The following is a 24,228-nucleotide window of genomic DNA, read 5'->3' on the forward strand; positions in this document are numbered from 1 at the left end:
TCCAAACCTCAAACCCCCGCCGGCCCCGCCTCCCCCCCCCCCGCCGGCGTTTGAGGCGCCCCCGGAGGGCAGGTCCGGGACGGGCAGGATCCGAAGGCGACGCCCTAGCGGGTGAGCAGGTGGGCGATCACCGGCCCCGTGGCCAGTCGCGGCAGGACGCCGACGAGGCAGATCGGCCACACCCCGTGCGGCCGGCGGCGCGGATCGGCGAAGGCCGCGCAGACCAGGAGCACCGCCGTCGGCCAGAAGGCGAACACGCCGATGACGAAGAGGCTCATGGACCACACGCAGACGCTCGCCGCGACGCCCAGGCAGGTGCCGACGAAGGCCCGGCGGCGCCCGACGAAGGGCGGCGCCAGGACCGGCAGGACGGCGCCCAGGGTGAGCCAGACGAGGTGGGTCCACCCGGCGAGGTGGACCGCGGTCCCCATCAGGAACGCGGCGTCCAGCGCCGCGACCACGGCCAGTGCCCGCTGCACCCCGTGGGCGCGGTCCCCTTGCGGGCGGCCGGGCTCAGACATCGCCGAGCCCGAGGGCGGGAGCGACGTAGTAGGACCACGCCAGGGAGGCGACGCACCAGAGCGAGAAGGCCAGCAGGAGGCCGCCCAGCACGGTCAGCGCCCGGGCGGTGCAGGGCCGTCGGCGACCGTCGGCGAAGGCGGCGAACAGCAGCAGGATGCCGGAGGGGGCGAAGAAGAAGAGGCCGGCCAGGGCGCCGAGCACGCTGCACACGGTGTAGAGCACGCCCAGCACGGCGGCGCCCGTCGTGAAGGCGCCCCGGACGCGCAGGAGGAGGAGCGGCGCCCCGAGCACCGCGAGCAGCACGAAGACCGAGGCGCCGTAGTAGGGGTCGGACGCCAGGAGGAGGGCCACGGCGAGCGCGTTGAGCGCGGCGCCCGCCGCGAGGGCGCGTTGTGGCCCGGTGGCCTTGCCGTCGTCCTCGCCCGCGTCCCACAGGCACCTGCGCAGCCGCCCCGATCCCGCCGCGACCATCGAGATTCCGGCCATCGCCGCACCCCCGTCCCTCGACCTCCGCACACGCCCGATTGAACGTGTTCAGTTGAACGCGTTCAACATAGCGGATGCCGCCCGGCGCGCACTACCCGTAGGGTGTTGGCATGACAACCGGGGTGCGACGCAGGATGGGTGTCGAGGAGCGGCGACAGCAGCTGATCGGCGTGGCGCTGGATCTCTTCAGCAACCGGTCGCCCGACGAGGTGTCGATCGACGAGATCGCGGCGGCCGCCGGGATATCCCGACCGCTCGTCTACCACTACTTTCCGGGCAAGTTGAGCCTGTACGAGGCCGCGCTGCGGCGCGCCGCCGACGAGTTGGCCGCGCGCTTCGACGAACCGCCCGAAGGGCCCCTGGGCGCCCGGCTGCTGCGGGTGATGGGGCGGTACTTCGCCTTCGTCGACGAGCACGGACCCGGCTTCTCCGCCCTGATGCGCGGCGGCCCCGCGGTCGGCTCCAGCCGGACGAACGCGATGATCGACGAGGTCCGCCAGGCCGCCTACGAGCAGATCCTGAGCCACCTCGGCGTCGAGCGGCCGCCCGCGCGGCTGGAACTGGTCGTGCGCTCCTGGGTCTCGCTCGCCGAGTCCACGGCGCTGATCTGGCTCGACGGCCGGCGGATCCCGCGCGCCGAGCTGGAGCTCCAGCTGGTGCACGACTTCGCCGCGCTGGCCGCCGTGAGCGCCGCGTACGACGAGGAGATGGCCGGCCTGCTGGTGCGGATCCTCGCGGACGAGCCCGCCGACGGCCCCTTCGGCGAACTGGTCCGGCGGCTCGCGGCGTTCATCCCCGCCGCGCCCGAGGCACCCGCCACGGCGCACGGTTCGGTGCCGCGCCCGCGGTGATAATGACCGCGTGATCATTGACGACGGGATCTTGTTCCGGCAGGCCGAGGAGAAGGACGCCGCGACCCTGGTGGCCCTGTACGACCAGGCCGCCCGGTGGATGCGGGCCCAGGGCATCGAGCAGTGGAAGCCGGGCGAGAAGGGCGTCGACCACTTCCGGGCCCGGATGGCCGACGGCGAGGTGTGGATCGCCGCCGACGCCGACGGCCGGGTGTGCGGGGCGTACGAGCTGTGGTGGTCCGACGAGGAGGCCTGGGGCGTCCAGCCGCCGGTCGCCGGGTACGTGCACCGCTTGATGGTCGAGCGCGAGGCCGCGCCCGCCGGGGCCGGGCGCCGACTCCTCGAACACGCCGAGCGGCGCATCGCCCGGGCCGGCCTGGAGCGGGCGCGGCTGGACTGCGTCTCCACCAACCCCCGGCTGCTGGCGTACTACCAGGGCGCGGGCTACCGGGTGGTCGGGGAGTTCCCGGCCAAGCAGGCCCTGGACGGGCGGGTGTACGGGGTGATCCTGTTGGAGAAGCGGCTGGACCGCCTCACGGTGGTGTGAGGCGGTCCGCGCGGGCTACCGGGCCGCTTCCCCCTTCGCCCGGAAGACGGCCACCGTGCGGGCCGGGACCGTGAACGCGCCGGTCCCGGCGTCGTACGCCGATGCCTTGACCACCGGGTCGGCGCCCGCGGCCTGCCGTGGGTGCAGCGCGTAGGCCCGCCCGGCCAGTGCGGGGACGCTCTGCCGCTGCGCGGTGGGCGTGGCGTTGAAGACCACGACCAGGTCGCCGAGGGTCATGGTGATGACGCCCGGGGTCTCCGTCGGGCCCGCGAGCGGGAAGGCCAGGTGGGCCTGGACCGCGGCCGTGCTGGTCAGCGCGAAGGAGGGCTCCGAGGTGCGGACGGCCAGCAGGTCCCGGTAGGCGGCCGCGGCGCCGGTGATTTCCGTGCAGGACGGGCCGGGTGTGGTCAACAACGGGGTGGCGTACGGCCATTTCGCGCGGTTGTCGGCCGCCGGCGGCAGGCCCCGGCCGAAGCCGTTGCCGTCCGCGCAGTTCCAGTGGATGGCGTTGAACCAGTCGCCGCTGTCGAAGGAGTTGCGGTCCAGGGACTTCGAGCGCAGCAGGTCGGTGCCCGCCTGGGAGAGGGACGGGCCCTGCGACAGGGTGGCCGTGGCCATCGCCAGGACCTGCATCCGGGCCTGGTCCGCGGGGGAAGTGGTGGGCGGGAGCTTGTACTTGAGGGCGTCGTAGAGCGATTCGTTGTCGTGGGCGTCCGCGTAGGCGAGGGCGTCGCCCGGCGCCGCCGCGTAGCCGGCGCCCTGGCCGTTGTAGTCCAGCTGGGCACCTGTGACCGAAGCGCCGGTGGCGTCCGTGAAGCGGTAGCCCGCCAGGTTGCCGGTGAGCCCGACCTTGATCAGGTCCTGGGCGTGCCGGAGCCGGGCCAGCTGCTGCTCGGGGGTGCCGTTCGCGGGGGTCGCGCCCGGGTCGGTGAAGAGGCCGGAGGCGAAGCCCTGCACGCGCGGGTCCTCGTCGAAGGGGCCGCCGCCGCGGACCGCGTCGCGCGCCCGGTCGGAGAAGGTGGCGATGCCGGTGCCGGCCATGTTCTTCTGGGTGGCCTGGACGAAGCGGGCGTCGTCGGCGACCTCGCCGAAGTTCCAGCCCTCGCCGTAGAGGATCACCTTCTTGCCGTCGACCCCGTCCTTCGCCGGGGTCAGCCGGTCCAGGGCGGCGCGCACGGCCAGGATGTTGGCCTTCGGCTGGTGGCCCATCAGGTCGAAGCGGAAGCCGTCGACCTTGTACTCCTTGGCCCAGGTGACCACGGAGTCCACGACCAGGCGGCCCATCATGGCGTTCTCGGTGGCCGTGTTGGAGCAGCAGCTGCTGGTGGCGACGGAGCCGTCGGCGAGCAGGCGCTGGTAGTAGCCGGGGACGACCCGGTCCAGGACGGACAGGTCCGACTGGCCGGAGGCGGCGGTGTGGTTGTAGACCACGTCCATCACCGTGCGCAGGCCCGCGCCATTGAGCGACTGGACCATGCGGCGGAACTCCACCGTGCGGGCGGTGCCGTTCGGATCGCTCGCGTACGAGCCCTCCGGGACGGTGTAGTGCAGCGGGTCGTAGCCCCAGTTGTAGGCGTCCTTCGCGGCGGCTGCCGCCACGCACGCCTGCTGCTGCGGGGAGTCGGGGGCGTAGACCTTCAGGTCGCAGGCGGGGGTGGTGCGGTTCGCCGGGTCCTCGGGGATGGTCGCGATGTCGAAGGCGGGCAGGAGGTGGACGTAGGAGGTGCCGGCGGCGGCCAGCGAGCGCAGGTGCTTCATGCCCGCCGACCCGGTGTCGGTGAATGCCAGGTACTGGCCGGGGTGCTTGCTGGTGGGGTCGGCCACCGAGAAGTCCCGGATGTGGAGTTCCTGGATCTGGGCGGAGGCGAAGGGGACGGCGGCGGGCTTGCGCAGCTCGCGCCAGCCGGGCGGCTGGAGCGCGGGCGCGGCCAGGTCGGTGACGAGGCTGTAGGTCGAATCGGTGGTCAGCGCGGTGGAGTAGGGGTCGGTGACCAGGTTGCGGACCACCTGGCGCACGCTCGGCGCCCAGACGGTCACCGCGTAGCGGTAGCGCTTGCCGGTCCAGGAGCGCTCGCCGTCCACCGACCAGACGCCGGTGGCGTCGTCGCGGTGCATGGGGACGGTGCGGGCGCCGCCGTCGAGTTCGAGGGAGACCTGTTGGGCGGTGGGCGCCCAGAGCGCGAGTCGGGGGCCGCGAGCGGAGAAGGTGGGGCCGAGCGGGGTCGTGTTCGCGTACAGGTCGTCCAGGACGCCCGCGAGCTGCACCCCGGTGGCGGCGAGCACGGCGCCGCCCGCGGTGCGGGCGCTCGCGACGAGCTGCCCGCGCAGCGCCTCGCGCACCCGGTCCCGGTCGCGCGGGTCGACGGTGAAGGCGGTGTACGCGGCCAGGTGCGGGAACTTCTGCTTCTGTACGGCGCTCAGCGCGCCCGGGGTCAGCCGCAGCCAGCGGGCCTTCCCGGTGCCGGTGAGGACGCCGTCGGCGGCCTTGATCAGGCCCTCGCGCGAGGCCAGGAGCTGCACCGACGCGGCGGCGGGCGGGGCGTTCCAGGCGAGGGTGTCGCGGTCGATCCAGACGGCCTCGGCCTTGGTGAGGTCGAGGGCGGCGGCGGAGCCGGCGGGCTGCGGCAGCAGGTACTTCTGCTGGCCGGCGAGCAGCCAGGCCTCGTGGCCGGTGGCCTTGAGGTCGAGGGACTGGTCGGTGGGGAGGTCCTTCTCGTCCCCCTTGTGGAGGATGTAGCTCAGCGAGGTGGCGCCCGGGGCGAGCGGGACCTCGTAGACAGCGCCGTAGGAGTCGGTGCGGACGGGGAGCAGCGGCTTGGACCAGTCGGTGGGGGTGGCCGCGCCGGTCCACACGTGCAGGCCCCAGCCGTCGTAGGCGCCGTCGGGGCGCTTCAGGTGCAGGACGGCCTTGTCCTGGTCCTGGGGCGGGTAGGGCGGGCGGTCGGTGCGGGCCGCTTCCTTGCCCTGCTCCAGCCAGATCTCGCCGCTCCTGGTCACGTCGAGGGTGCGGTCGGCGGCGACGTCCTTCGTGCCGTCCTTGTCGATGACGAGGTAACCGACGCTGCTCGCGCCGGGCTTGAGCTTGACGTACGCGAAGGCGCCGTAGGCGTCGCGGCCGGTGAAGTCGTGCCCGGCGGGCCAGGTGGTCGACTCGCCCTCGGCGAGGTCCCCCCAGGCGTAGAGCCGCCAGTTCGCGTAGTCGCCGTCGGGGCGGTGGTAGTGGACCACCGCGTAGTCGCGCTGGGTGGCGGTGGGGACCTCGGGGGGCGGGGCCTGCCCGGCGACGGAGGCGGCGAGGGCGCTCGCGGTGCGGCCGGAGGCGTCGACGACGACCGCCTTGTAGCGCAGCGGGGTGCCCGCGGGGGCGGTGACCCGCTGGGTGACCTTGTAGGGGGCGTGGTCGGCGGAGCCGAGGACCTGCCAGGCGTCGTCGCCGCTCTGGGCGGCGAAGACGACCCGGTTGAGGCCGCCGCCGGTGACGTCCGCCGACAGCTCGACGGTGCCGGTGGCGCCGAGGGCGGGCGGGGTGAGGGTCAGGGCGGGGCGGGTGGTGGGGGCCGGGAGCGGGGTGGTGCCCCTGAGGACCACCGAGCCGAGGGCGGGGACGGTGAGGGAGAGCTTGCCGGTGGAGGAGGCCCAGACGGTGGTGGTGCCGGCGCCGCCGTAGAGGACGCCGTAGGCCGCGCCGGCCGGAGCGTCGAGTTCCACGGTGCGGGGCGCGTCGCCGTTGTTGGCGGCGACCAGGTATTCGGTGCGGGTGCGCGGGTCGGTGCGGGCGAAGGCGTAGACGGAGCCGTCGGCGAGGCGTTCGCTCTGGACGCCGTCGCGCAGGGCGGGGTGGGCCTTGGTCAGCCGGGAGAGAGCACTGATCTGTTGGTAGAGCGGGTGTCCCGGATCGTAAGCATCGCTCGCGTGTGTGCGCACCGTTCCGAGCTGGTCGTCATCCAGGTAGTCGGGCGTCTTGGAGGCGAAGAGGGACTGGCGGGCGTCCTTGTCGCCGCCGGCGCCCGTGAAACCCTGCTCGTCGCCGTAGTAGATCACCGGGTTGCCGCGGGAGAAGAACATCAGCTCGTTCGCCAGCCGGTAGCGGTCGAGCAGTTCGCGCTCCCCCGCCCCGGGCCGGTCCTGCTGGAGGAAGGAGCCGAACCTCCCCATGTCGTGGTTGCCGAGGAAGGTCACCTGCTCGTAGGCGTTGGCCTTGTCGCTGGTGTACCGGTAGTCCGCCCCGAGGACGGAGGCCAGCCGTCCGGCTCCGGCGCCCTGGGCGGCGTACGCCCGGATCGCGTCCTGGAGCGGGAAGTCGAGGGTGGCGTCGAGGCGGCCCTGCGTGACGTAGGGCGAGGTGACCGCCGGGTCCGCGGAGTACACCTCGCCGAACATGAAGAACTTCGAGCGCCCACGCTGGGCGGCGTACTTGTCGAGGGCGGTGGCCCACTGCGTCCAGAACGGCAGGTCGACGTGTTTGACGGTGTCGATCCGGAAGCCGTCGATATCGAAGTCCCGGACCCACTTCTCGTAGATCTTCTCCATCCCGCTGACCACCTCGGGACGCTCGGTCCACAGGTCGTCGAGCCCGGAGAAGTCACCCTGTTCGGCGGATTCGCCCGCGAAGGTGGAGTCGCCCCGGTTGTGGTACATCGTCGGATCGTTCAGCCAGGCCGGGACCTTGGCGTCCTTCTTCGCCGCGGGGACGAGCGGCGTGCGTGGGAAGGACCCGGCCCCGACGCCCGGAAAGCCCTTCTTCCCGGCGGCGTAGTCGGAGTCGTCGAAGGCCACCCCGTCCTTGGTCAGGTAGGGAAAGGCCCCCTTGGACAGGTAGGAGTACGACTTCTCCTTGTAGTCGATGACGTCGGCGGTGTGGTTGGTGATGACGTCGAAGAAGACCTTCATCCCCTTCCCGTGCGCCTTGTCGATCAGCCGCTCCAGGTCGGCGTTGGTCCCGAAGTGCGGGTCGACCTGGGTGAAGTCCGTGATCCAGTAGCCGTGGTAGCCGGCTGAGGTGTTCGCCCCCTCCCCCTGCACCGGCTGGTTCTTGAAGATGGGCGCCATCCAGATGGCGGTGGTGCCCAGCCCCTTGATGTAGTCCAGCCGGTCGGTCAGCCCCTTGAGGTCGCCGCCCTGGTAGAAGCCCTTGTCCGTCGGGTCCAGCCCGGTCTGCAGCCGGCTGCCGGTCAGACCGCCCCGGTCGTTGCGCGGGTCGCCGTTCGCGAAGCGGTCCGGGAGCACGAAGTAGAACTGCTCCCGGGTCAGGTCGTGCCGGGCGGGCCGCGCCGCCAGCTCGGCGTCCGAGGGCGGGGCGGGAGCCTTGGCGGCGGCCGCCGCGGGGAGGGCGGGCAGCAACGTCACGGCCAGGGCGGCGGCGACGATTCCTGCGGCTGGGCGTATCAAGGCGGGGTCTCCTCAACGGGTAGGGGGTGGGGCGCGGCGGGGGTCAGTTGCGCCAGGTGTCGCTGAGCGCGACCTTCCCGCTCGCGGGGACGGTGGCCGTACGGTTGGCCCCGCTCTCCCAGGTGACGTTGCCCGCGGCGTCCTTGCGGACGTACTTGTAGGCGAAGGAGGTGCCCGCGGGCAGGGTGACGTCGAGCTTCCAGACCGGGTAGGCGGCCGGGTCGAGCTTCAGCGCGGAGGCGGTGTTCCAGTTCCCGAGCGCGCCCTGGTCGCCGGTGACGTAGATGTCCTGGCCCGGCACCGTGGTGGCGTTGACCGCGAAGGAGGCGCCGGCGGCCGCGGGCGGCGGCGTGGAGCCACCGCCGCAGGTGCGGGCGCCCGCGTGGAGGGCGACGGCGGTGTCCGGCCCGAGGGTCGCGGTGAACTGCCCGGAGCCGTTCACGGTGACGGCCCGCCCGCTCTGCACGTCGCAGTAGTCGCCGGCCGGGAGGGAGGTCTGGAAGGTCCGGGTGAGCGCCGACGCCTCGTGGTTGATGGCCACGTACGCCTTGGCGCCGCGCCCGAAGGCGATCTGGTCGCCGCCGTTGTCCCACCAGTTGGTGACGCCCTGGCCGCGGGCCGCGTTGCGCAAGCCCACCATCGAGGAGATCTCGCGCCAGGCGTGCTGGCAGGTCCAGCCGTCGGCGTAACAGGAGCCGACCGAGCCGCCGTTCGGCGGACCGGCGTCGCGGTCGGTGAAGGAATAGCCCGAGTGCACGTCGGGCGAACCGTAGGGCCAGGCCAGCATGAAGACGTTGGCGAGGGTGTAGGTCGCGCCCGCCGTGTAGTTGAGGGTGTCCCCGCCGCGCTCGGTGTCGTGGTTGTCGACGAACACGGCGGCCTGGCCGCTCGGCATGTACCCCCAGGACTCGCCGAAGTTCTTCAGGTGGGCCAGGTTCTCGTTCTGGAAGACCCGCTTGAGGTCGCGGGCGTAGCGGAACTCCTGCACGTCCCCGTTGCCGAGGTACTCGCTCGGCTGGACGGCCTCGCCCGCGCCGTAGATCGCCTCCTGCTTCCAGTAGGCGTTCGGCTTGGTCAGCCGGGACTTGATGTTGGCGAGGTCGGCGGCGGGCATGTGCTTGGCGGCGTCGATCCGGAAGCCGTCGACGCCGAGGGAGAGCAGGTCGTTCAGGTAGCCGGCGATCCGGCCCCGTACGTAGTCCTCGCCCGTGTCGAGGTCGGCGAGCTGCACCAGCTCGCAGTTCTGGACGTTGGCCCGGTCCTGGTAGTTGGAGATGGTGGCGCGGCAGTCGTCCATGTCGGCGCCGGAGTAAAGACCCGGGTAGTTGTACTTCGTGTACGAACTGCCTCCGGTTCCGGTGCCGTCGGAGGCGGCCATGTGGTTGATCACGGAGTCGGCGACGACCTTCACACCCGCCGCGTGGCAGGTGTCGACCATCGCCTTGAACCCGGCCCGGTCACCGAGCCGCCCGGCGATCTTGTAGCTCACGGGCTGGTACGAGGTCCACCACTGGGGGCCCTGGATGTGCTCCTGGGGAGGCGAGACCTGGACGTAGCCGTAACCGGCGGGACCGAGGCTGTCGGTGCACGCCTTGGCGACGGAGGCGAAGTTCCACTCGAAGAGGACGGCGGTGACGTCGCGCTCACCGGGCGGCGCGGCGACGGCCTGCGGCGCCTGCCACGTGCCGACGGCGGCGAGTGCGGCAAGGGCAGCCACGGCTCTGTGGATGCGGGGCATGGGGGTCCTCCTGGCGAAGAGGTGGGGATTGTTGGCGACCGTAGGCCCCGCCCCTCCCCCCTGCAAGACCTTGCGCAAGAGATTGCAGAATTGTTTCTCCGCCGTGTCCTGCCGGGTCCGATGAGGGCACGTCACGCCCGGAAGCGACTGGGTAGGGTCCAACGGGGCAAACCGACACCACAGGAGGGCCGGCATGGCGACGGACACCGTGATCGCGCAGACGACCATCGACAACGAGCTCGCGGCACGGGAGTTGGCACGGGGCGCGGTGGAGGCCCGACTGGCCGCCTGCGCCCACATCGACGCACCGCTCACCGCCGTCTACCGGTGGCAGGGCGCGGTGGAAACGGCCACCGAATGGCGCGTCTCCTACAAGACGACACGAGACCGGCTGCCCGCCCTGAGCGCCTGGGTCGACCAGCACCACGGCTACGACGTCCCCGAGTGGATCGTCCTGGCGGTGGACGCCGGCTCGGAGGCCTACCTCTCGTGGGTCGCCGCCGAGACGGCGCCGGAGTAGCCGCTCACATCAGGCGACACAGGCCCGCAGCTGTGCCGCCAGCTCACGCTCCTTGACCGGCAGCCGGTCGGCGATGCTCAGCGCACGTACCCGGCCCATCGTGTTCGGCCGGGCATCGGCCGCCGCGGCGAACTGGCGGGCGACGTGCACCCCTTGATCAACGTCGCCACCCGCGAGCAGGGCGGCGGCCAGGTCCCCGAGGACGACGACGCCCGCGTCGGACAGCCCGCCGCCCAATCGCCGCGTGGCGACGGCAGCCGCCTCGGCGAGTTCGGGATGGGCCAGTCGTCCGTAGACGGAGAGCACGAGGGAGTCCATACGCGCCGGCGTCATGAACCCCACCCACGCCTGCTCCGCGGTGTGGTCGGCGTAGTCGTACGCGGTGCGGGCTCGGTCGAGGGCCCGCAGAGCGGCCGTCGCGTCGCCGGTGCCGGCCGCTTCCTCGGCGTGGCGGGCATGGATCCAGGCCGCGGCGGTGGCGTTGCCGGGGCCCCGCACGTACGCGACCGCACGCTCCAGGAGCTCCAGCCTGCGGACTGGACTGACCACTCCGTAACTCGCATAGGCCAGGGCGAGGGCCCGCAGCGGCGGATGGCCCGAGGCATCAGCACAATCAGCGGTGACCCGGTAGTACGAACGGGCCGCGGGGTGGTCGCCCAGGTCCCAAGCGATCCACCCAGCCAGGGCCGCAGTCTCACCTGCCGCAATGCAGAGGTCCTTCTCACGGTCGGACGCACGGGGTAGGGCAACGGTGATGGCATCGAGGTGCGCCACGACGTGCCCTTGCAATTGCCGTGCCGTCAGGTGGTTCTCGCTGATGTGCAGCGCCCCGGCTCGCTTCACCAGGACATCGACCGCGTGGCCGTCGACGCGGCCACTCCCAGCGAGGGCGTGGGCGAGCCGCGCCCACGGCTCGCCGGCCACCGCGGCGCCGATGACGGCGCCTCCGATCAGCTTCCGGCGCTCCATCTCGCTCGACTCCTCTTCGTCCCGGTCTGTCGACTTCCTACGTCGCACGCGCGCGGCCGCAGCCTCCAACCGGAGCTGCTCCACAGGTACGCCGCAGGCCACCGCGATGTAGGAGATGGTGTGGGTGGTCGGGATGTTCTCGCCGTTCTCATAGCGGCTGATCTCACGACGAGTCACGGTGTCCCGGCCGGAAGCCGTATTGATCGCGGCCGCCTGCTGCTCCTGGGTACGCCCGGCCTCCATACGAAGCCGGAGCAACAATTGGGCGAACGGGTCTGCCGACATGCGTGTGACCCCTGTCGGTCGACGTCGCCCCATGATGACCTCGAATTCCCCCGCAGGTTCCCCCTTGACAGGCTTTTCCCCCGAAGGATTCCCCTGGGAAGAGTCCCTGCAGAGCGCTGTCATGGAGCCATGACCACAGACCGAGGGGGCACCAACGAGCCCCTGACGACCGCCTCTGCCGACCCCTGGCCGGACAGGGAGGCCAGGCCCGGGCTCAGCCGGGCGGTCCTCGACCGCGCTCGCGCCGGGTGGGAGAGGTTCCTCTCGTCCCTTGAGGAACCCTCCGATGACTGAGCGCTACGCGTACCTGCCCCATCGCCTGCTCCGGCGCCGCGTGCGCGACATCGCTTCCGGGGCCGAGGGAGAGCTGATGGCCGTGATCGACGAGGACGTGTCGGCGGACCCCGCCCGCCGGCACGGGGCGACGCCGGCCTACGTCCGGGGCTCCTCCGGCCGCGAGTTCACCACCGCGGTGGACAACGTCCGGCCCGCCTGACGCGCGGGGGTGGTGGGGTGTGGGCGGTGGGGGTCGTCCCCGCAGGCCGAGCAGAACCGGCACCGGGCGACCGCTCCGACCCCGGGAAGGTTCTGCGAGCCGAGGAGACGACCCCCACCGGCCGCGCCCCACAACCCCCGGACCCCCGCCGACCCCGGCCCAGCAGACCCCCCGTGGGCTCAGGGGGCCTGGGAGGTGGAGCCGCGGACGACCAGTTCCGGCTGGAACACGAACTCCGTGCGCTGGACCGGGGTGCCGCCCACCGCCTCCAGGAGGGCGCCCACCGCCGCCGTCGCCATCGCGCGGACCGGCTGGCGGACCGTGGTCAGGGGCGGGTCCGTGAACGCGATCAGCGGCGAGTCGTCGAAGCCGACGACCGACACGTCCTCCGGGACCCGCAGCCCCCGCTCGCGGGCCGCCCGGATGACGCCCAGCGCCATCGGGTCGCTCCCGCACACGATGCCCGTGCAGCCCCGGTCCAGCAGCGCGCCGCCCGCCGCGTGCCCGCCCTCCACCGTGAAGAGCGTGCGCTGGATCAGCCCTTCGGCCCCGGCCGAGGGCAGCGCGGCCAGGAACCCCTGCTCCTTGCGGGCCGAGGGCACGTACCGCGTCGGGCCGATCGCCAGCCCGATCCGCCGGTGCCCGAGGTCCTCCAGGTGCCGCACCGCCATGTCCGCGGCCGCCCGGTCGTCCGGCGAGATGAAGGGCGCGTGGACGTGCTCGTTGAAGCCGTTGATCAGGACGAACGGGACCCCGCGCGCCGCGAGCCGCTGGTAGCGCGTCGGATCCGCCGAGGAGTCCGCGTGCAGCCCGGACAGGAAGACGATCCCCGTCACCCCGCGCTGCTCAAGCTGCTCCACCAGCTCGTCCTCGGTGGCCCCGCCGGGCGTCTGCGTGCACAGCACCGGCGTGTACCCGTGCCCCGCCAGCGCCTGCTCGATGACCTGCGCGAAGGCGGGGAAGATCGGGTTGGTCAGCTCGGGGATGAGCAGCCCGACGAGCCCGTTGCTGCGCCTGCGCAGCCGTACGGGCCGTTCGTAGCCGAGCAGGTCGAGCGCGGCCAGCACCTTGTGCCGGGTGCCGGCCGCCACGCCCGCCTTGCCGTTGAGCACACGGCTGACGGTCGCCTCGCTGACCTGGGCCTGCGCGGCGATGTCCGTCAGCCGAAGGGGGGAGGTCACCCCTGCCACCACACCGCCGTGTCGGCCGGGAGCAGGTCCGGGTCGGCCAGCGGGCCGCTGGCCAGCAGTACGGTTCCGGGCGCGGGGATGCGTACCGCCTCGCCGCCCGTGTTCACCGTGCAGACGAACTCCCCGCGCCGGAAGGCCAGCACCCCGGCCGGGGCCGCCAGCCACTCCACCGCGTCCCCCGCGCCCAGGTCGTCCCGCTCGCGCCGGATCCGCAGCGCGGCGCGGTACAGCTCCAGGGTGGAGTGCGGGTCGCCGGTCTGCGCGGCCACGCTCAGCCCCGCCCACTCCACCGGCTGCGGCAACCAGCTCCCCCCGCTCCCGAACCCGTACGGAGCCACCTCACCCGACCACGGAATCGGCACCCGGCACCCATCCCGCAAACCATCCTGCCCGGCGCTCCGCGAGAAGGCCGGGTCCTGACGCACCCCGTCCGGCAGGTCGACGACCTCCGGCAGGCCGAGCTCCTCGCCCTGGTAGACGTACGCCGACCCGGGCAGCGCCAGCATCAGCAGCGCCGCCGCCCGCGCGCGGGACAGTCCCTGCGCGCCGCCGCCGTAGCGGGTCACGTGCCGCACCACGTCATGGTTCGACAACACCCACGTCGTCGGAGCACCCACGACCCGCATCGCGTCGAGCGATTCGTCGATGGTCGCGCGCAGCGCGTCGGCGTCCCATCCGGTGTTCAGGTACTGGAAGTTGAAGGCCTGGTGCAGCTCGTCGGGCCGCAGGTAGAGGGCGGTGCGGTCCGCGCTCGGGGTCCACGCCTCGGCGACCCCGATGCGGTCACCGGCGTACTCCTCCAGCACGGTCCGCCAGGAGCGGTAGATCTCGTGGACGCCGTCCTGGTCGAAGAAGGGCAGGACCTGGTTGCCCAGCAGCTTGAGCTGCTCGTCGCGGCCGAGGTCGGGCAGGCCGGGGGCCTTGACCAGGCCGTGCGCGACATCGATGCGGAAGCCGTCGGCGCCGAGGTCCAGCCAGAACCGCAGGATGGAGCGGAACTCGTCCTGGACGGCCGGGTGTTCCCAGTTGAAGTCGGGCTGCTCGGGGGCGAAGAGGTGCAGATACCACTCGCCGTCCGCGACCCGCGTCCACGCCGGGCCGCCGAAGATCGACTCCCAGTCGTTCGGCGGCAGCTCCCCGCCCGCCCCCCGCCCGGACCGGAAGTGGAAGCGCTCGCGCAGCGGGCTGCCGGGGCCCTCGCGCAGCGCCTGCTTGAACCATTCGTGCTGGTCGGAGCAGTGGTTGGGGACGAGGTCGACGATGATCCGCAGGCCCAGCGCGTGGGCCTCGCGGATCACGGCGTCGGCGTCGTGCAGGCTGCCGAACATCGGGTCGATGGCCCGGTAGTCGGCGACGTCGTAGCCCGCGTCGGCCTGCGGGGAGGCGTAGAACGGGCTGAGCCAGACGGCGTCGACGCCCAGTTCCTTGAGGTAGGGCAGCCGGGTCCGGACCCCTTCGAGGTCCCCCATCCCGTCCCCGTTGCTGTCGGCGAAGCTGCGCGGATAGACCTGGTAGATCACCGCTTCCCGCCACCAGCCGGGCTGGGTGCCGGTCGCGGTGGGAAGAGCGTCGGCGAGGTGCTGGGTCATGTCGTCCTTGGAGAGATCGGGCCGGTGTACGCGTCGGGAAGGGTGGTCAGCCCTTGGTCGCGCCCGCGGTCATACCGGCGACGAGGTGACGCTGGGCGAAGACGAAGAAGATCGCCGCGGGGATGGCGATGAGGACGGAAGCCGCCGTCATCGGACCCCAGTTGGCGGTGTACTGGGTCACGAAGGTCTGCAGACCCCCGGCCAGCGTGAGGTTGTCGTCGCCGACCAGGAAGGCGGAGGCGTACGCCACCTCGCCCCAGGCGGTGATGAAGGAGTAGAAGGCGGTGACCGCGAGGCCCGGGCGGGCCAGCGGGAGGATCAGCCGCCAGAAGGTCCCGAAGGGGTTGAGCCCGTCGACCCGACCGGATTCGTCGATCTCGATCGGGATGGTGTCGAAGAAGCCCTTCATCATCCAGGCGCAGAACGGCACCGCGATGGTGAGGTACGTGATGATCAGGCCGAGCGGCTGGTTGAGCAGCCCCAGCTCGCCCATCAGGTTGTAGAGCGGGACGATGAGGATGGCCATCGGGAACATCTGGGTGACCAGCAGGGTCCACATCAGCGGCTTCATGCCGGGGAACTTGAACCGGCTGACCGCGTATCCCGTGGTCGCGGCGATGAACACGCCGAGGACGGTGGTGATGCCCGCGACCAGCACCGAGTTGCCGAACCAGGTGAAGAAGGACGTGTGGTCCACCAGGTAGCGGTAGTTGTCGAGGGTGGGGTCCTTGATGAAGTCGGTACTGACCGCCTGCTGCGGCGGCTTGAGCGAGGTCAGCAGGATCCACAGCACCGGGAAGACCGCGATGACGGCCGCGACGACGAGCGTGCCGTGCAGGGCGACGGAGGCGAGCGGTCCGCGCTGCCCGCGGGGCCGTACCTCTTGGGTGACGCTGGAGGTGGTCGTCACGGTCACCACACCTCTCCCTGCTTGCGCAGCGAACGCCGGTAGACCAGCGCGAAGATCATGAGCAGGGCGAGGATGAGGACGCCCCAGGTCGCGGACCCGGCGAAGTCGCGCGGGCTGGTCACGAAGGCCTGCCGGAACGCCTGCGTCACCAGGATCTCGGTGGCGTCGCCCGGCCCGCCGCGGGTGAGCAGGAAGATCACCGGGAACATGTTGAAGGTCCAGATGGTGGAGAGCAGGATCACCGTCATGCTGACCGTGCGCAGCCCCGGCAGGGTGATGTGCCGGAAGCGCTGCCAGGGGCTCGCGCCGTCCATCTCGGCGGCCTCGTACAGCTCGCCGGGGATGGACTGGAGGCCGCCGAGGAGGGCGACCATCATGAAGGGGATGCCCAGCCAGACGTTGACGGTGATGACCGCGAGCTTGGCCCAGGTGGGGTCGTCGAGCCAGGGCACGGCGGAGATCCCGCCGCCTTCGAGGACCTTGTTCAGGATGCCGTTGTCGCGGTTGAAGAGGAACCGCCAGGCGAAGACGGACACGAAGCCGGGGACGGCCCAGGGCAGGATGAGCGCCATCCGGTAGACGGCGCGGCCCCGGAACTCCCGGTTGAGGATGTTGGCGAGGCCGAGGCCGAGCGCGAAGGTGATGGACACGCAGGCGACGGTCCAGATCACCGTCCACACCAGCCGGTCCAGGAAGACCGGGTCGCTCAGCGCGGCCGTGTAGTTGTCGAGGCCGACGAACTGGTAGGTCGCGTCGATGGTGTTGGGGCCGATCGTACGGGCGACGTTGCGCTCGTTGGCGTCGGTCAGCGACAGGTAGATCCCGCGGACCAGCGGCCACCCGATGATCACGCCGAGGACGAGCACCACGGGGGTGACCATCGTCCAGGCGTACCAGTGGGTGGCCAGCGCGCGCCGGATCCGGCCGGGGCGGGCCCCGGGCTTGCGGTCGGTCCCGCGGCTCCGGCCGCGGGTGACGTCGTCACCCGCGGCCGGCGCTACGGACCGGCTGGTCTGAGCAGCCATCGTCGTGCTACTTCCAACCCTTGAGGATCTTGCGGAACTCGGTACCGGTGGCCTTGGCCGCGTCCTCCGGGCTGGAGGCACCGGTGACCGCCTTGGTGTACTGCACCTTGAGCGGCTCGAAGAGGGAGCCGTTCTCCGGGATCCAGGCGCGCTCGACGGCCTTGTCCACGGCGGGCTTGAAGAAGGCGACGATCTCGTTGCCCTTGACGTCCGGCACCTCGTAGGCGGCGGTGCGGGTCGGGAGCAGGCTCAGCTCCTTGGTCGCCTGGACCTGGGTCTCCTGCGAGGTCATGTACTCGACGAAGGCGTGCGCGGCGGTGCGGTTCTTGGAGCCCGCGTAGACGGCCAGGTCGTGGCCGCCCTGCGGGGCGCCGGCCTTGACGGAGCCGGCCGGGACCGCGCTGATGCCGAGGTTGGCCTTGTCGGCGAACTGGGCGCCGGAGAAGGTGTCCTTGACCGCCCAGGGGCCGTTGACCATCATCGCGACCTCGCCCGACTTGAAGGCGGTCTGCATGTTGTCGTAGCCGTCGGTGGCGTTGGTGACGGCGGCGCCGGAGGTGATCAGGTCGCGGGCGTCCTTGAAGGCCTTGACGCCCGCCGCGTTGTCGACGGTGACCGTCTTGGTCTTCGCGTCGACGAGGTCGCCGCCCTCGCCGTAGATGAAGGGGAGGAACCAGTAGGAGTCGTCGCCGCGGACGTAGAGGCCGGTCTTGCCGGTCTTGGCCTTGATCGCGGCGGCCGCGGTCTTGACCTCTTCGAGCGTGGTCGGGGGCTTGACGCCCGCGTCCGCCAGCATCTTCTTGTTGTAGAAGAGGCCGAGGGAGTCGATGACCTGCGGGACGGCGTAGAGCTGGCCCTCGTACTTGCCGCTGGCCGCGGCCTGGGGCAGGAAGTCGGCGTCGACCTTCTTGGCCGCGTCGGCGGGGACCTTGTCCAGGTAGCCGAGGGAGGCGAAGTCGGCGACCCAGCCGACGTCGGCACGGATGACGTCGGGGGCCTCGGCGCCGCTGCTGAAGGCGTTCTTGACCTTGTTCTGCGCGTCGCCGTACGGCACGTTGACGTACTTGACGGTCACCTTCGGGTGCTTGGCGGTGAACGCCTCGGCGATCTTCTGGAAGGTCGCCTTCTCCGTGTCGTTGGAGGTGTCCCACCAGGTGACCGTGCCGGAGATCTCGCCACCGGCGCTGTCGCCGCCGCCGTTGTCGTTCTTGTCGCCGCCGCAAGCCGTCGCCGCGAGCGCCAGAGCCGCGACCAGCGCGGTGGCCGCTATGCCACGCCGCATATGAACTCCTTCGATGATCCCGGCCGCGCCCTCGCGGTCCCGAGTTGCCAGGAACGTAACAAGCCTGAAAGCCGACCGAAAGACCTTGCGGCAATTTTCTGCAAGACCTGGTGATCGTTACATCCGTGTGTCCGTACGGTTGCCGCAGCTTGCTGTTAGTTCGAACCGTCTTCGGGTGACCGGGCCCGCAACCAGGGGCCGGGTCCGCACGTTGACCCCGATATGACCCATGAGCTGACCGCCTCGCGGCTTGCAAGCGCTTCCAGCAACGTCACCGCGAGCGGCGGCTGGTGGCGCGATGCCGTCATCTATGAGGTGTACGTACGGTCCTTCGGCGACAGCGACGGGGACGGCATCGGCGACCTGCGCGGGGTGCGCGAGCGCCTCCCCCACCTGGCCCGGCTCGGGGTGGACGCCCTCTGGCTCACTCCCTTCTACGTGTCCCCCCAGGCGGACGGCGGCTACGACGTCGCCGACTACCGGGCCGTGGACCCCCTCTTCGGCGACCTCGCCGACGCGGACGACCTGGTCCGGGCCGCGCACGCGCTGGGGCTGCGGGTGATCGTGGACGTGGTGCCGAACCACACCTCCGAGCGGCACCCCTGGTTCCGGGCCGCGCTCGCCGGGGCGCCGGGCGGGCCGGAGCGAGCCCGCTTCCACTTCCGGTCCGGGCGGGGGGCGGGCGGGGAGCTGCCGCCGAACGACTGGGAGTCGATCTTCGGCGGCCCGGCGTGGACGCGGATCGCGGACGGCGAGTGGTATCTGCACCTCTTCGCCCCCGAGCAGCCCGATCTGAACTGGGAGCACCCCGAGGTGCGGGCGGAGTTCGACTCCGTCCTGCGGTTCTGGCTCGACCTGGGGGTCGACGGCTTCCGCGTCGACGTCGCGCACGGCATGGTCAAGGCCGCCGGGCTGCCGGACCTGGGGCGCGGGGCGCAGGCCACCTTGATCGGCAGCGAGCCGCTCCCCTTCTTCGACCAGGACGGGGTGCACGAGATCCACCGCTCATGGCGCCGTCTGCTGGACGCCTACGACGGCCAGCGGATCGGGGTCGCCGAGGCCTGGGCGCCGACCTCCGAGCGGCTCGCCCTGTACGTCCGCCCCGACGAGCTGCACCAGGCCTTCAACTTCCGCTTCCTCAAGTGCCCCTGGGACGCGCGGGAGATGCGGACGGTCATCGACGGGTCCCTGGCCGCCACCACGGCGGTCGGTGCTCCGACGACGTGGGTGTTGTCGAACCACGATGTGGTGCGGCACGTGACGCGTTATGGCGGTGGGGTGCGGGGTGTGGCGCGGGCGCGGGCGGCGGCGTTGTTGATGTTGGCGTTGCCGGGGTCGGCGTATGTGTACCAGGGGGAGGAGTTGGGTCTGCCGGAGGTGGTGGATCTGCCGGACGAGGTGCGTCAGGATCCGGCGTTCTCGCGGGGTTCCGGGCAGGACGGGTTGCGGGACGGTTGCCGGGTGCCGATTCCGTGGTCGGGTACGCAGGCTCCGTACGGTTTCGGTTCGGGTGGGAGTTGGCTGCCGCAGCCCGCGCAGTGGGCGGGGTTGAGCGTGGCCGCGCAGACCGGTGACCCGCACTCCACCCTGGAGCTCTACCGGGCGGCCATCGAGCTGCGCCGGGCCATGCCGGGCCTGGGCGCACCGGAGGCCGGCCGCCCGGACCCCACGCGCCCCGCGGACCCCGCAGCCCCCGAAGCCGACCCGGACGGTCGGGCGGATCCCGGCCCGACCGGGATGCGGTGGCTGCCCGGGCCGGAAGGGGTGCTCGTCTTCGCCCGCCCCGGCTTCGTCTGCACGCTCAACACGGGCCCTTCCCCGGTGGAGCTCGCGGCGCCCGGAAGGCCCGTACTGTCCAGCTCTCCGGTGGAGACGGACGGGCGCACCGTCCTGCTTCCCCCCGATACGTGCACGTGGTGGGCAATGTGACGTGCGACCGGTACAGTCCACTCCCATGACCGCGCGGCTTGCCGACATCGCAGCTCAGGCGGGGGTCAGCGAAGCCACAGTCAGCCGGGTCCTCAACGGCAAGCCCGGTGTGGCCGCGGGCACCCGCGAATCCGTGCTGGCCGCGCTCGACGTCCTCGGGTACGAGCGTCCCGTGCGGCTGCGTCAACGCAGTGCGGGACTCGTCGGGCTGATAACGCCCGAGCTGGACAACCCCATCTTCCCCGCGCTCGCGCAGGTCATCGGCCAGGCCCTCACCCGGCAGGGGTACACGCCGGTGCTGGCCACCCAGACGCCCGGCGGATCGACCGAGGACGAGCTGACGGAGATGCTCGTGGACCGCGGGGTCTCGGGCATCATCTTCGTCTCCGGCCTGCACGCGGACACCACCGCCGACATGGGGCGCTACGACCAACTCCGCGGCCAGGGCGTCCCGTACGTCCTGATCAACGGCTTCTCCGACAAGGTGCAGGCCCCCTTCGTCTCTCCCGACGACCGGGCCGCCATGCAGCTCGCGGTGACCCACCTGACCGCGCTCGGCCACACCCGGATCGGGCTGGCCGTCGGGCCGAAGCGGTTCGTGCCGGTGCTCCGCAAGATCGAGGGCTTCCGGCTCGGCATGCGCGAGCGGCTCGGGCTGGACGAGGCCGCGACGGAGGAGCTGATCCAGCACTCGCTGTACACGCTGGAGGGCGGACAGGCCGCGGCCACCGCGCTCATCGCCCGGGGCTGCACGGCCATCGTGTGCGCCAGCGACATGATGGCGCTCGGCGCCGTACGGGCCGCCCGGCAGCAGGGGCTGCGGGTGCCGCAGGACGTCTCGGTGGTCGGCTTCGACGACTCGCCGCTCATAGCGTTCACCGATCCGCCGCTGACGACCATCCGGCAGCCGGTCCAGGCGATGGGGCAGGCCGCCGTGCGGACCCTGCTGGAGGAGATCGGCGGGACCCCTGCGCCGCACAGCGAGTTCGTCTTCCTGCCGGAGCTGGTAGTGCGCGGCTCCACCGCCTCAGGCCCCACCCGCCGATAGCCCCTGACCTGCACTTCCTCCGCGCGCGATCGTCCGCAGGGCGGATCCCGTGCGGGGAAGACCGTACCGGGGGATGATCGGGGCAGGTACGCGATCTGACAGACTCTTTCCCCATGGGTGAAGTGAGTGTGAAGACACTGGATACCAGGACGGACGTCTCGTCACCCGCCGTGTCCGGGGGCGGGAGCCCCACCGGCCGGCAAGACTCCGCGGGCGGCCTCCTGGCCCGGCTGCGCGCCCCGCGACGCCCCAGGATCTGGTTCGAGATCCTGCTGATCGCGCTGAGCTACTGGACGTACTCGCTCATCCGCAACTCGGTGCCCGAGGAGAAGACGGCCGCGCTCGCGAACGCCGACTGGATCTGGAGCGTCGAGAACACCCTCGGCATCGCGGTGGAGCGCAGCGTCAACCACGCCGTCGATTCGGTGACGTGGCTGATCGTGGGCATGAACTACTACTACGCCACCTTGCACTTCATCGTGACCATCGGCGTACTGGTCTGGATCTACCGTTTCCATCCGGGGCGGTACGCCGCCGCGCGGCTGGTCCTCTTCGCCACCACCGGTGTGGCGCTGGTCGGCTACTACCTCTTCCCGCTCGCGCCGCCCCGGCTGATGAACGGCACGCAGTTCATCGACACCGTGCTCAAGCACCGGACCTGGGGCTCCATGGCCTCCGGCGACCTCAAGCACATGTCGAACCAGTACGCGGCGATGCCCTCCATGCACATCGGGTGGTCGCTCTGGTGCGGGCTGACCGTCTTCGCCGTGGCCTCGGCGCCCTGGGCGCGGATCCTGGGGCTGCTGTACCCGACGGCGACGCTCGTCGTCATCGTCGCGACCGCGAACCACTTCTGGCTCGACGCGGCGGGCGGCGCGCTCTGCCTGGCCTTCGGCTACACCGTCTCGCGGGCCTGGTACGGGTCGCTGCCGCACCGGCTGCCGCGCCACCCCCTGCACACCGGACCGCACCCGGCCTCGGCCGCGCTGCTGCGCCGGGCACGCCGGATCCGCTCGCGCGCCTAGGCTCCGGCGCCTAGGCCCTGGCGCCTAGGCCCTGGCCGCCACGAACCACCGGGCCGGGAGTTCGACGGGGGTCCCGTCCTCCCGTACCTCGCTCATGGCGAGCGCGGTCGGGCCCTGCTCCAGGATGCGCAGTCCGGCCCCGCGCAGCAGCTCCGCGACCTCGCCGTCGGCCACGCGGCCGGGGCGCAGGTCGTGCTGCCGGACGCGCAGCAGCTTCGGGTTCGGACCCAGGGTGTGCAGGACGGTCTCGGCCCGGTCGGTGGGCTCCAGCACCAGCGCCCGGCCGGTGTCCCCGAGCAGGGCGGCCACGGAGGCGGCCACGGCCGGGCGGTCCTCGGGGTCGCTCTGGTGCAGGACGGCCCGCAGGTAGACGTGGGTGTCGCCGAGGCGGTCGTGCAGGGCGCGGGCGGCGGGGGCGTCGGTGAGGTCGAGGCGCTCGTACGAGGCCAGCCCGGCCGGGTCGGCGCGGCGGGCGTGGGCCACGGCGGCCTCGGCGAGGTCCACGCCGATGGCGGCGGCGAAGCGGGTCGCGAGGAAGCGGGTCTGGGTGCCGTTGCCGCAGCCGAGGTCGGCGATGGGGAGGCGGGGGTCGGCGTAGGGCTCCAGCAGGGTGAGGTCCCGCTCGGCGGTGAGGGCGGCCGGGGCGTCCCAGAAGGCCTCGCCCTGCGAGCCCGAGCTCTCCTCCCAGAAGCCGTCCCAGGCCCTGAGGTATCGGTCGGACGGGGCCATGACTTCTCCTTCCGCGGTTCCGGACGCCGTGTTCCTACCCGCCCCCGCCCACCGGAACTCCCCCGCTCCCCACGAAATGTCGCCGCATTTAAACGCAATGACCGAAATAGCATTTTTTTAACATGTAGCCACGACATAAAGAACCTCGCACCGGCGCCCGACTTCCACGCGTCACGGACGCATGAGAATGCGCGGGGTCGGCCCGATCCCGACCCCGCGCATATATCTAATTCCGACCCTCGTTACTACGGGGCCTGGAAGGACGTGAGGGTTCCGGCGAGGGAACCGGGCGGGAACTTGATCTGGCTGGCTTCGAGCAGCCGGCGGACGGACGGGAACTCGAAGGTGCGGTATCCGGTGATCACGATGTTGTCCCTGCGCAGCGACGCCAGGCCCCCCTCGACCGAGCCGATGCTCAGGCTGAGCGCCGCGGCCAGGTCGTGCTGCGTGGGCCCCTCGATCATGAAGTCGTAGCGCTTCCCGGGCACGGCGCAGTGCATGAGCAGGTGGGCGAGCAGCCCGGCGAGGCGCTGCTCCGACTTGTAGGCGAGACGGTTGTAGATGCGCTCGCTCGCCTCCATCCGGTCGGTGACGGACACCCCGATCGCCTTCAGCAACGCGGAGTTGGCCTCCGCCATCGCGCGCAGGCGCTCCAGCGGCAGACACAGGGTCCAGGTCTCGGTCAGGCAGGTGGTGAGGGGTGCCGGGATCCGCTCGTCGAAGACCTCGGTACACCCCAGGACCGCGCCCGCGCCCAGGATGCGCACGGTGGAGGCGGGAGGGGTCGTGCACTCGCGCACGCAGCCGCTGAGCACGATGTGGACGGTGCCGCCCACGCCCACGCCCCGCAGTTCGGTGCCGCGGCCGTAGGCGCGGGACGTGCGCATCGTCTCCCGCAGGTTGTTGCGCAGTTCCTTCGGGAGCTCGCGCAGGAAGGGGTTGAGGTCGAAGACGGAGCTCAGGCGCTTCGCCGAACCGGGTCGGCGCACGATCCTGCCGGTGGAGACGTTGATGTCGTGGAACGTCGAGCCGAGCTGGAGCGGCTCGTTGGGCTTCCAGAAGGCCATCACCGCACCCCGCTCTCGACCGGGGCCGCGGGAGAGGGCGCCACCCTCTCGCCCTTGAGCGCCTCCAGGACGGGCGGGAAGGCGACCAGCACCCCCACGATCGCACCCACGACGACGGCGATCCGCGCGGGCGTGGAGGACAGCACCTTCACGACGAAGCCGAGAAGCACTGCCGTGATTCCGAAGATCAGGACAGCAGCGAGCAGGAAGTTTCCCATCGATCCCTCTTTTGTCGAACGGTGGCCGGTCTAGCGATATGCAGAGTCGCGCCGGATTGGTCGGCCGACGAAAAAAGATGGCCCTGCAGTAACCAAAGACGATAACTCAGCTCGACAGCGCCCATGACCTGCTATTTAAGGGTGCAACCCTTACCCAAAGCTTCACGATGATCGATCATTCTTGGCGTTTCACACACCCCACGATTAATGAGTTGCGGATCGTCGGCGCCTCAAATCCCGAGAATGCGGGAGTTACTAGTCAGTAAAATCCGTTACATTGCTGTCGCTGCCGTTGAACCCTGGCCGGTCTAGCGCAGCACGTCGGGGCGGCAATCCCGGGTTGGTACCCCGGGATCGCCCCGGCACCGGCGCGCGCGGGCGCACCCCCCACTAATGGGGGAGCCCGCGGAGCCC

The 24,228-nt window shown here is 71.5% G+C and carries 20 protein-coding genes; 7 read left to right on the top strand and 13 right to left on the bottom strand.

Annotation, left to right across the window (positions count from 1 at the left end):
- Positions 1-104: 104 nt before the first annotated feature.
- Positions 105-521 carry a hypothetical protein gene (locus ACZ4UB_RS33240; protein WP_468076033.1) on the bottom strand — a complete coding sequence of 139 codons (417 nt, stop codon included), beginning with the start codon at positions 519-521 and terminating at the stop codon, positions 105-107.
- Positions 514-1,008 (bottom strand): hypothetical protein, encoded by a 495-nt coding sequence (locus tag ACZ4UB_RS33245; RefSeq protein WP_468076035.1) that lies wholly within the window; start codon positions 1,006-1,008, stop codon positions 514-516. The genes ACZ4UB_RS33240 and ACZ4UB_RS33245 overlap by 8 nt, the downstream gene beginning before the upstream one ends.
- A gap of 110 nt (positions 1,009-1,118) precedes the next feature.
- Between ACZ4UB_RS33245 and ACZ4UB_RS33250 the strand changes: the two genes are divergently transcribed.
- Positions 1,119-1,859, top strand: a complete 741-nt coding sequence (locus ACZ4UB_RS33250; protein WP_354383503.1) for a TetR/AcrR family transcriptional regulator — start codon at positions 1,119-1,121, stop codon at positions 1,857-1,859.
- Positions 1,860-1,869: 10 nt separating this feature from the next.
- Positions 1,870-2,406, top strand: a complete 537-nt coding sequence (locus ACZ4UB_RS33255) for a GNAT family N-acetyltransferase (RefSeq protein ID WP_468076037.1) — start codon at positions 1,870-1,872, stop codon at positions 2,404-2,406.
- Positions 2,407-2,421: 15 nt separating this feature from the next.
- Here ACZ4UB_RS33255 and pulA read toward each other — a convergent pair whose 3' ends face one another.
- A complete protein-coding gene (gene pulA / locus ACZ4UB_RS33260; protein WP_468076039.1) occupies positions 2,422-7,794 on the bottom strand; it encodes a pullulanase-type alpha-1,6-glucosidase in 5,373 nt (1,790 codons plus the stop codon).
- 43 nt (positions 7,795-7,837) lie between these two features.
- Positions 7,838-9,532 carry a carbohydrate-binding module family 20 domain-containing protein gene (locus ACZ4UB_RS33265; RefSeq protein WP_468076041.1) on the bottom strand — a complete coding sequence of 565 codons (1,695 nt, stop codon included), beginning with the start codon at positions 9,530-9,532 and terminating at the stop codon, positions 7,838-7,840.
- Positions 9,533-9,725: 193 nt separating this feature from the next.
- Here ACZ4UB_RS33265 and cutA point away from each other — a divergent pair, with 193 nt between their 5' ends.
- A complete protein-coding gene (cutA, locus tag ACZ4UB_RS33270; protein ID WP_468076043.1) occupies positions 9,726-10,052 on the top strand; it encodes a divalent-cation tolerance protein CutA in 327 nt (108 codons plus the stop codon).
- Between the two features lie 9 nt (positions 10,053-10,061).
- On the opposite strand, the gene ACZ4UB_RS33275 is transcribed toward cutA, so the two are convergent.
- Entirely contained in the window at positions 10,062-11,306 is a 1,245-nt protein-coding gene (locus tag ACZ4UB_RS33275) for a helix-turn-helix transcriptional regulator (RefSeq protein ID WP_468076045.1), read from the bottom strand.
- 286 nt (positions 11,307-11,592) lie between these two features.
- Between ACZ4UB_RS33275 and ACZ4UB_RS33280 the strand changes: the two genes are divergently transcribed.
- Entirely contained in the window at positions 11,593-11,802 is a 210-nt protein-coding gene (locus ACZ4UB_RS33280) for a hypothetical protein (RefSeq protein ID WP_468076047.1), read from the top strand.
- Between the two features lie 179 nt (positions 11,803-11,981).
- Here the strand turns inward: ACZ4UB_RS33280 and ACZ4UB_RS33285 are convergent, their stop codons facing one another.
- The 5 genes from ACZ4UB_RS33285 to ACZ4UB_RS33305 are packed head-to-tail and all read right to left on the bottom strand — an operon-like array spanning position 11,982 to position 17,798.
- Entirely contained in the window at positions 11,982-12,992 is a 1,011-nt protein-coding gene (locus ACZ4UB_RS33285) for a LacI family DNA-binding transcriptional regulator (RefSeq protein ID WP_468076049.1), read from the bottom strand.
- Positions 12,980-14,581 carry a glycoside hydrolase family 13 protein gene (locus ACZ4UB_RS33290; RefSeq protein ID WP_468076051.1) on the bottom strand — a complete coding sequence of 534 codons (1,602 nt, stop codon included), beginning with the start codon at positions 14,579-14,581 and terminating at the stop codon, positions 12,980-12,982. The genes ACZ4UB_RS33285 and ACZ4UB_RS33290 overlap by 13 nt, the downstream gene beginning before the upstream one ends.
- Positions 14,582-14,627: 46 nt before the next feature.
- Positions 14,628-15,497 carry a sugar ABC transporter permease gene (locus ACZ4UB_RS33295; protein ID WP_468076053.1) on the bottom strand — a complete coding sequence of 290 codons (870 nt, stop codon included), beginning with the start codon at positions 15,495-15,497 and terminating at the stop codon, positions 14,628-14,630.
- A complete protein-coding gene (locus ACZ4UB_RS33300) occupies positions 15,494-16,516 on the bottom strand; it encodes a carbohydrate ABC transporter permease (RefSeq protein ID WP_468076055.1) in 1,023 nt (340 codons plus the stop codon). The genes ACZ4UB_RS33295 and ACZ4UB_RS33300 overlap by 4 nt, the downstream gene beginning before the upstream one ends.
- 7 nt (positions 16,517-16,523) lie before the next feature.
- Positions 16,524-17,798: an extracellular solute-binding protein gene (locus ACZ4UB_RS33305; protein ID WP_354383515.1), complete on the bottom strand. Its 1,275-nt coding sequence runs from the start codon at positions 17,796-17,798 to the stop codon at positions 16,524-16,526.
- Positions 17,799-18,020: 222 nt separating this feature from the next.
- Between ACZ4UB_RS33305 and ACZ4UB_RS33310 the strand changes: the two genes are divergently transcribed.
- From ACZ4UB_RS33310 to ACZ4UB_RS33320, 3 genes are all read left to right on the top strand, one after another.
- Positions 18,021-19,727, top strand: a complete 1,707-nt coding sequence (locus ACZ4UB_RS33310) for a glycoside hydrolase family 13 protein (protein ID WP_468076058.1) — start codon at positions 18,021-18,023, stop codon at positions 19,725-19,727.
- 25 nt (positions 19,728-19,752) lie between these two features.
- Positions 19,753-20,775, top strand: a complete 1,023-nt coding sequence (locus tag ACZ4UB_RS33315; RefSeq protein ID WP_399267337.1) for a LacI family DNA-binding transcriptional regulator — start codon at positions 19,753-19,755, stop codon at positions 20,773-20,775.
- Between the two features lie 113 nt (positions 20,776-20,888).
- A complete protein-coding gene (locus ACZ4UB_RS33320) occupies positions 20,889-21,800 on the top strand; it encodes a phosphatase PAP2 family protein (protein ID WP_468076060.1) in 912 nt (303 codons plus the stop codon).
- A 24-nt stretch (positions 21,801-21,824) separates the two neighbouring features.
- On the opposite strand, the gene ACZ4UB_RS33325 is transcribed toward ACZ4UB_RS33320, so the two are convergent.
- The 3 genes from ACZ4UB_RS33325 to ACZ4UB_RS33335 all read right to left on the bottom strand — a co-directional run bounded on the left by ACZ4UB_RS33325 (position 21,825) and on the right by ACZ4UB_RS33335 (position 23,814).
- The gene (locus ACZ4UB_RS33325) at positions 21,825-22,529 is read right to left on the bottom strand and encodes a class I SAM-dependent methyltransferase (protein WP_468076062.1); all 705 of its coding nucleotides are present in this window, start codon (positions 22,527-22,529) and stop codon (positions 21,825-21,827) included.
- A gap of 245 nt (positions 22,530-22,774) precedes the next feature.
- Positions 22,775-23,596, bottom strand: a complete 822-nt coding sequence (locus tag ACZ4UB_RS33330) for a Crp/Fnr family transcriptional regulator (RefSeq protein WP_354383520.1) — start codon at positions 23,594-23,596, stop codon at positions 22,775-22,777.
- A complete protein-coding gene (locus ACZ4UB_RS33335; RefSeq protein ID WP_468076064.1) occupies positions 23,596-23,814 on the bottom strand; it encodes a hypothetical protein in 219 nt (72 codons plus the stop codon). The genes ACZ4UB_RS33330 and ACZ4UB_RS33335 overlap by 1 nt, the downstream gene beginning before the upstream one ends.
- Between the last annotated feature and the right edge of the window lie 414 nt (positions 23,815-24,228).

This window comes from Streptomyces sp. NPDC028419 (assembly GCF_055565515.1).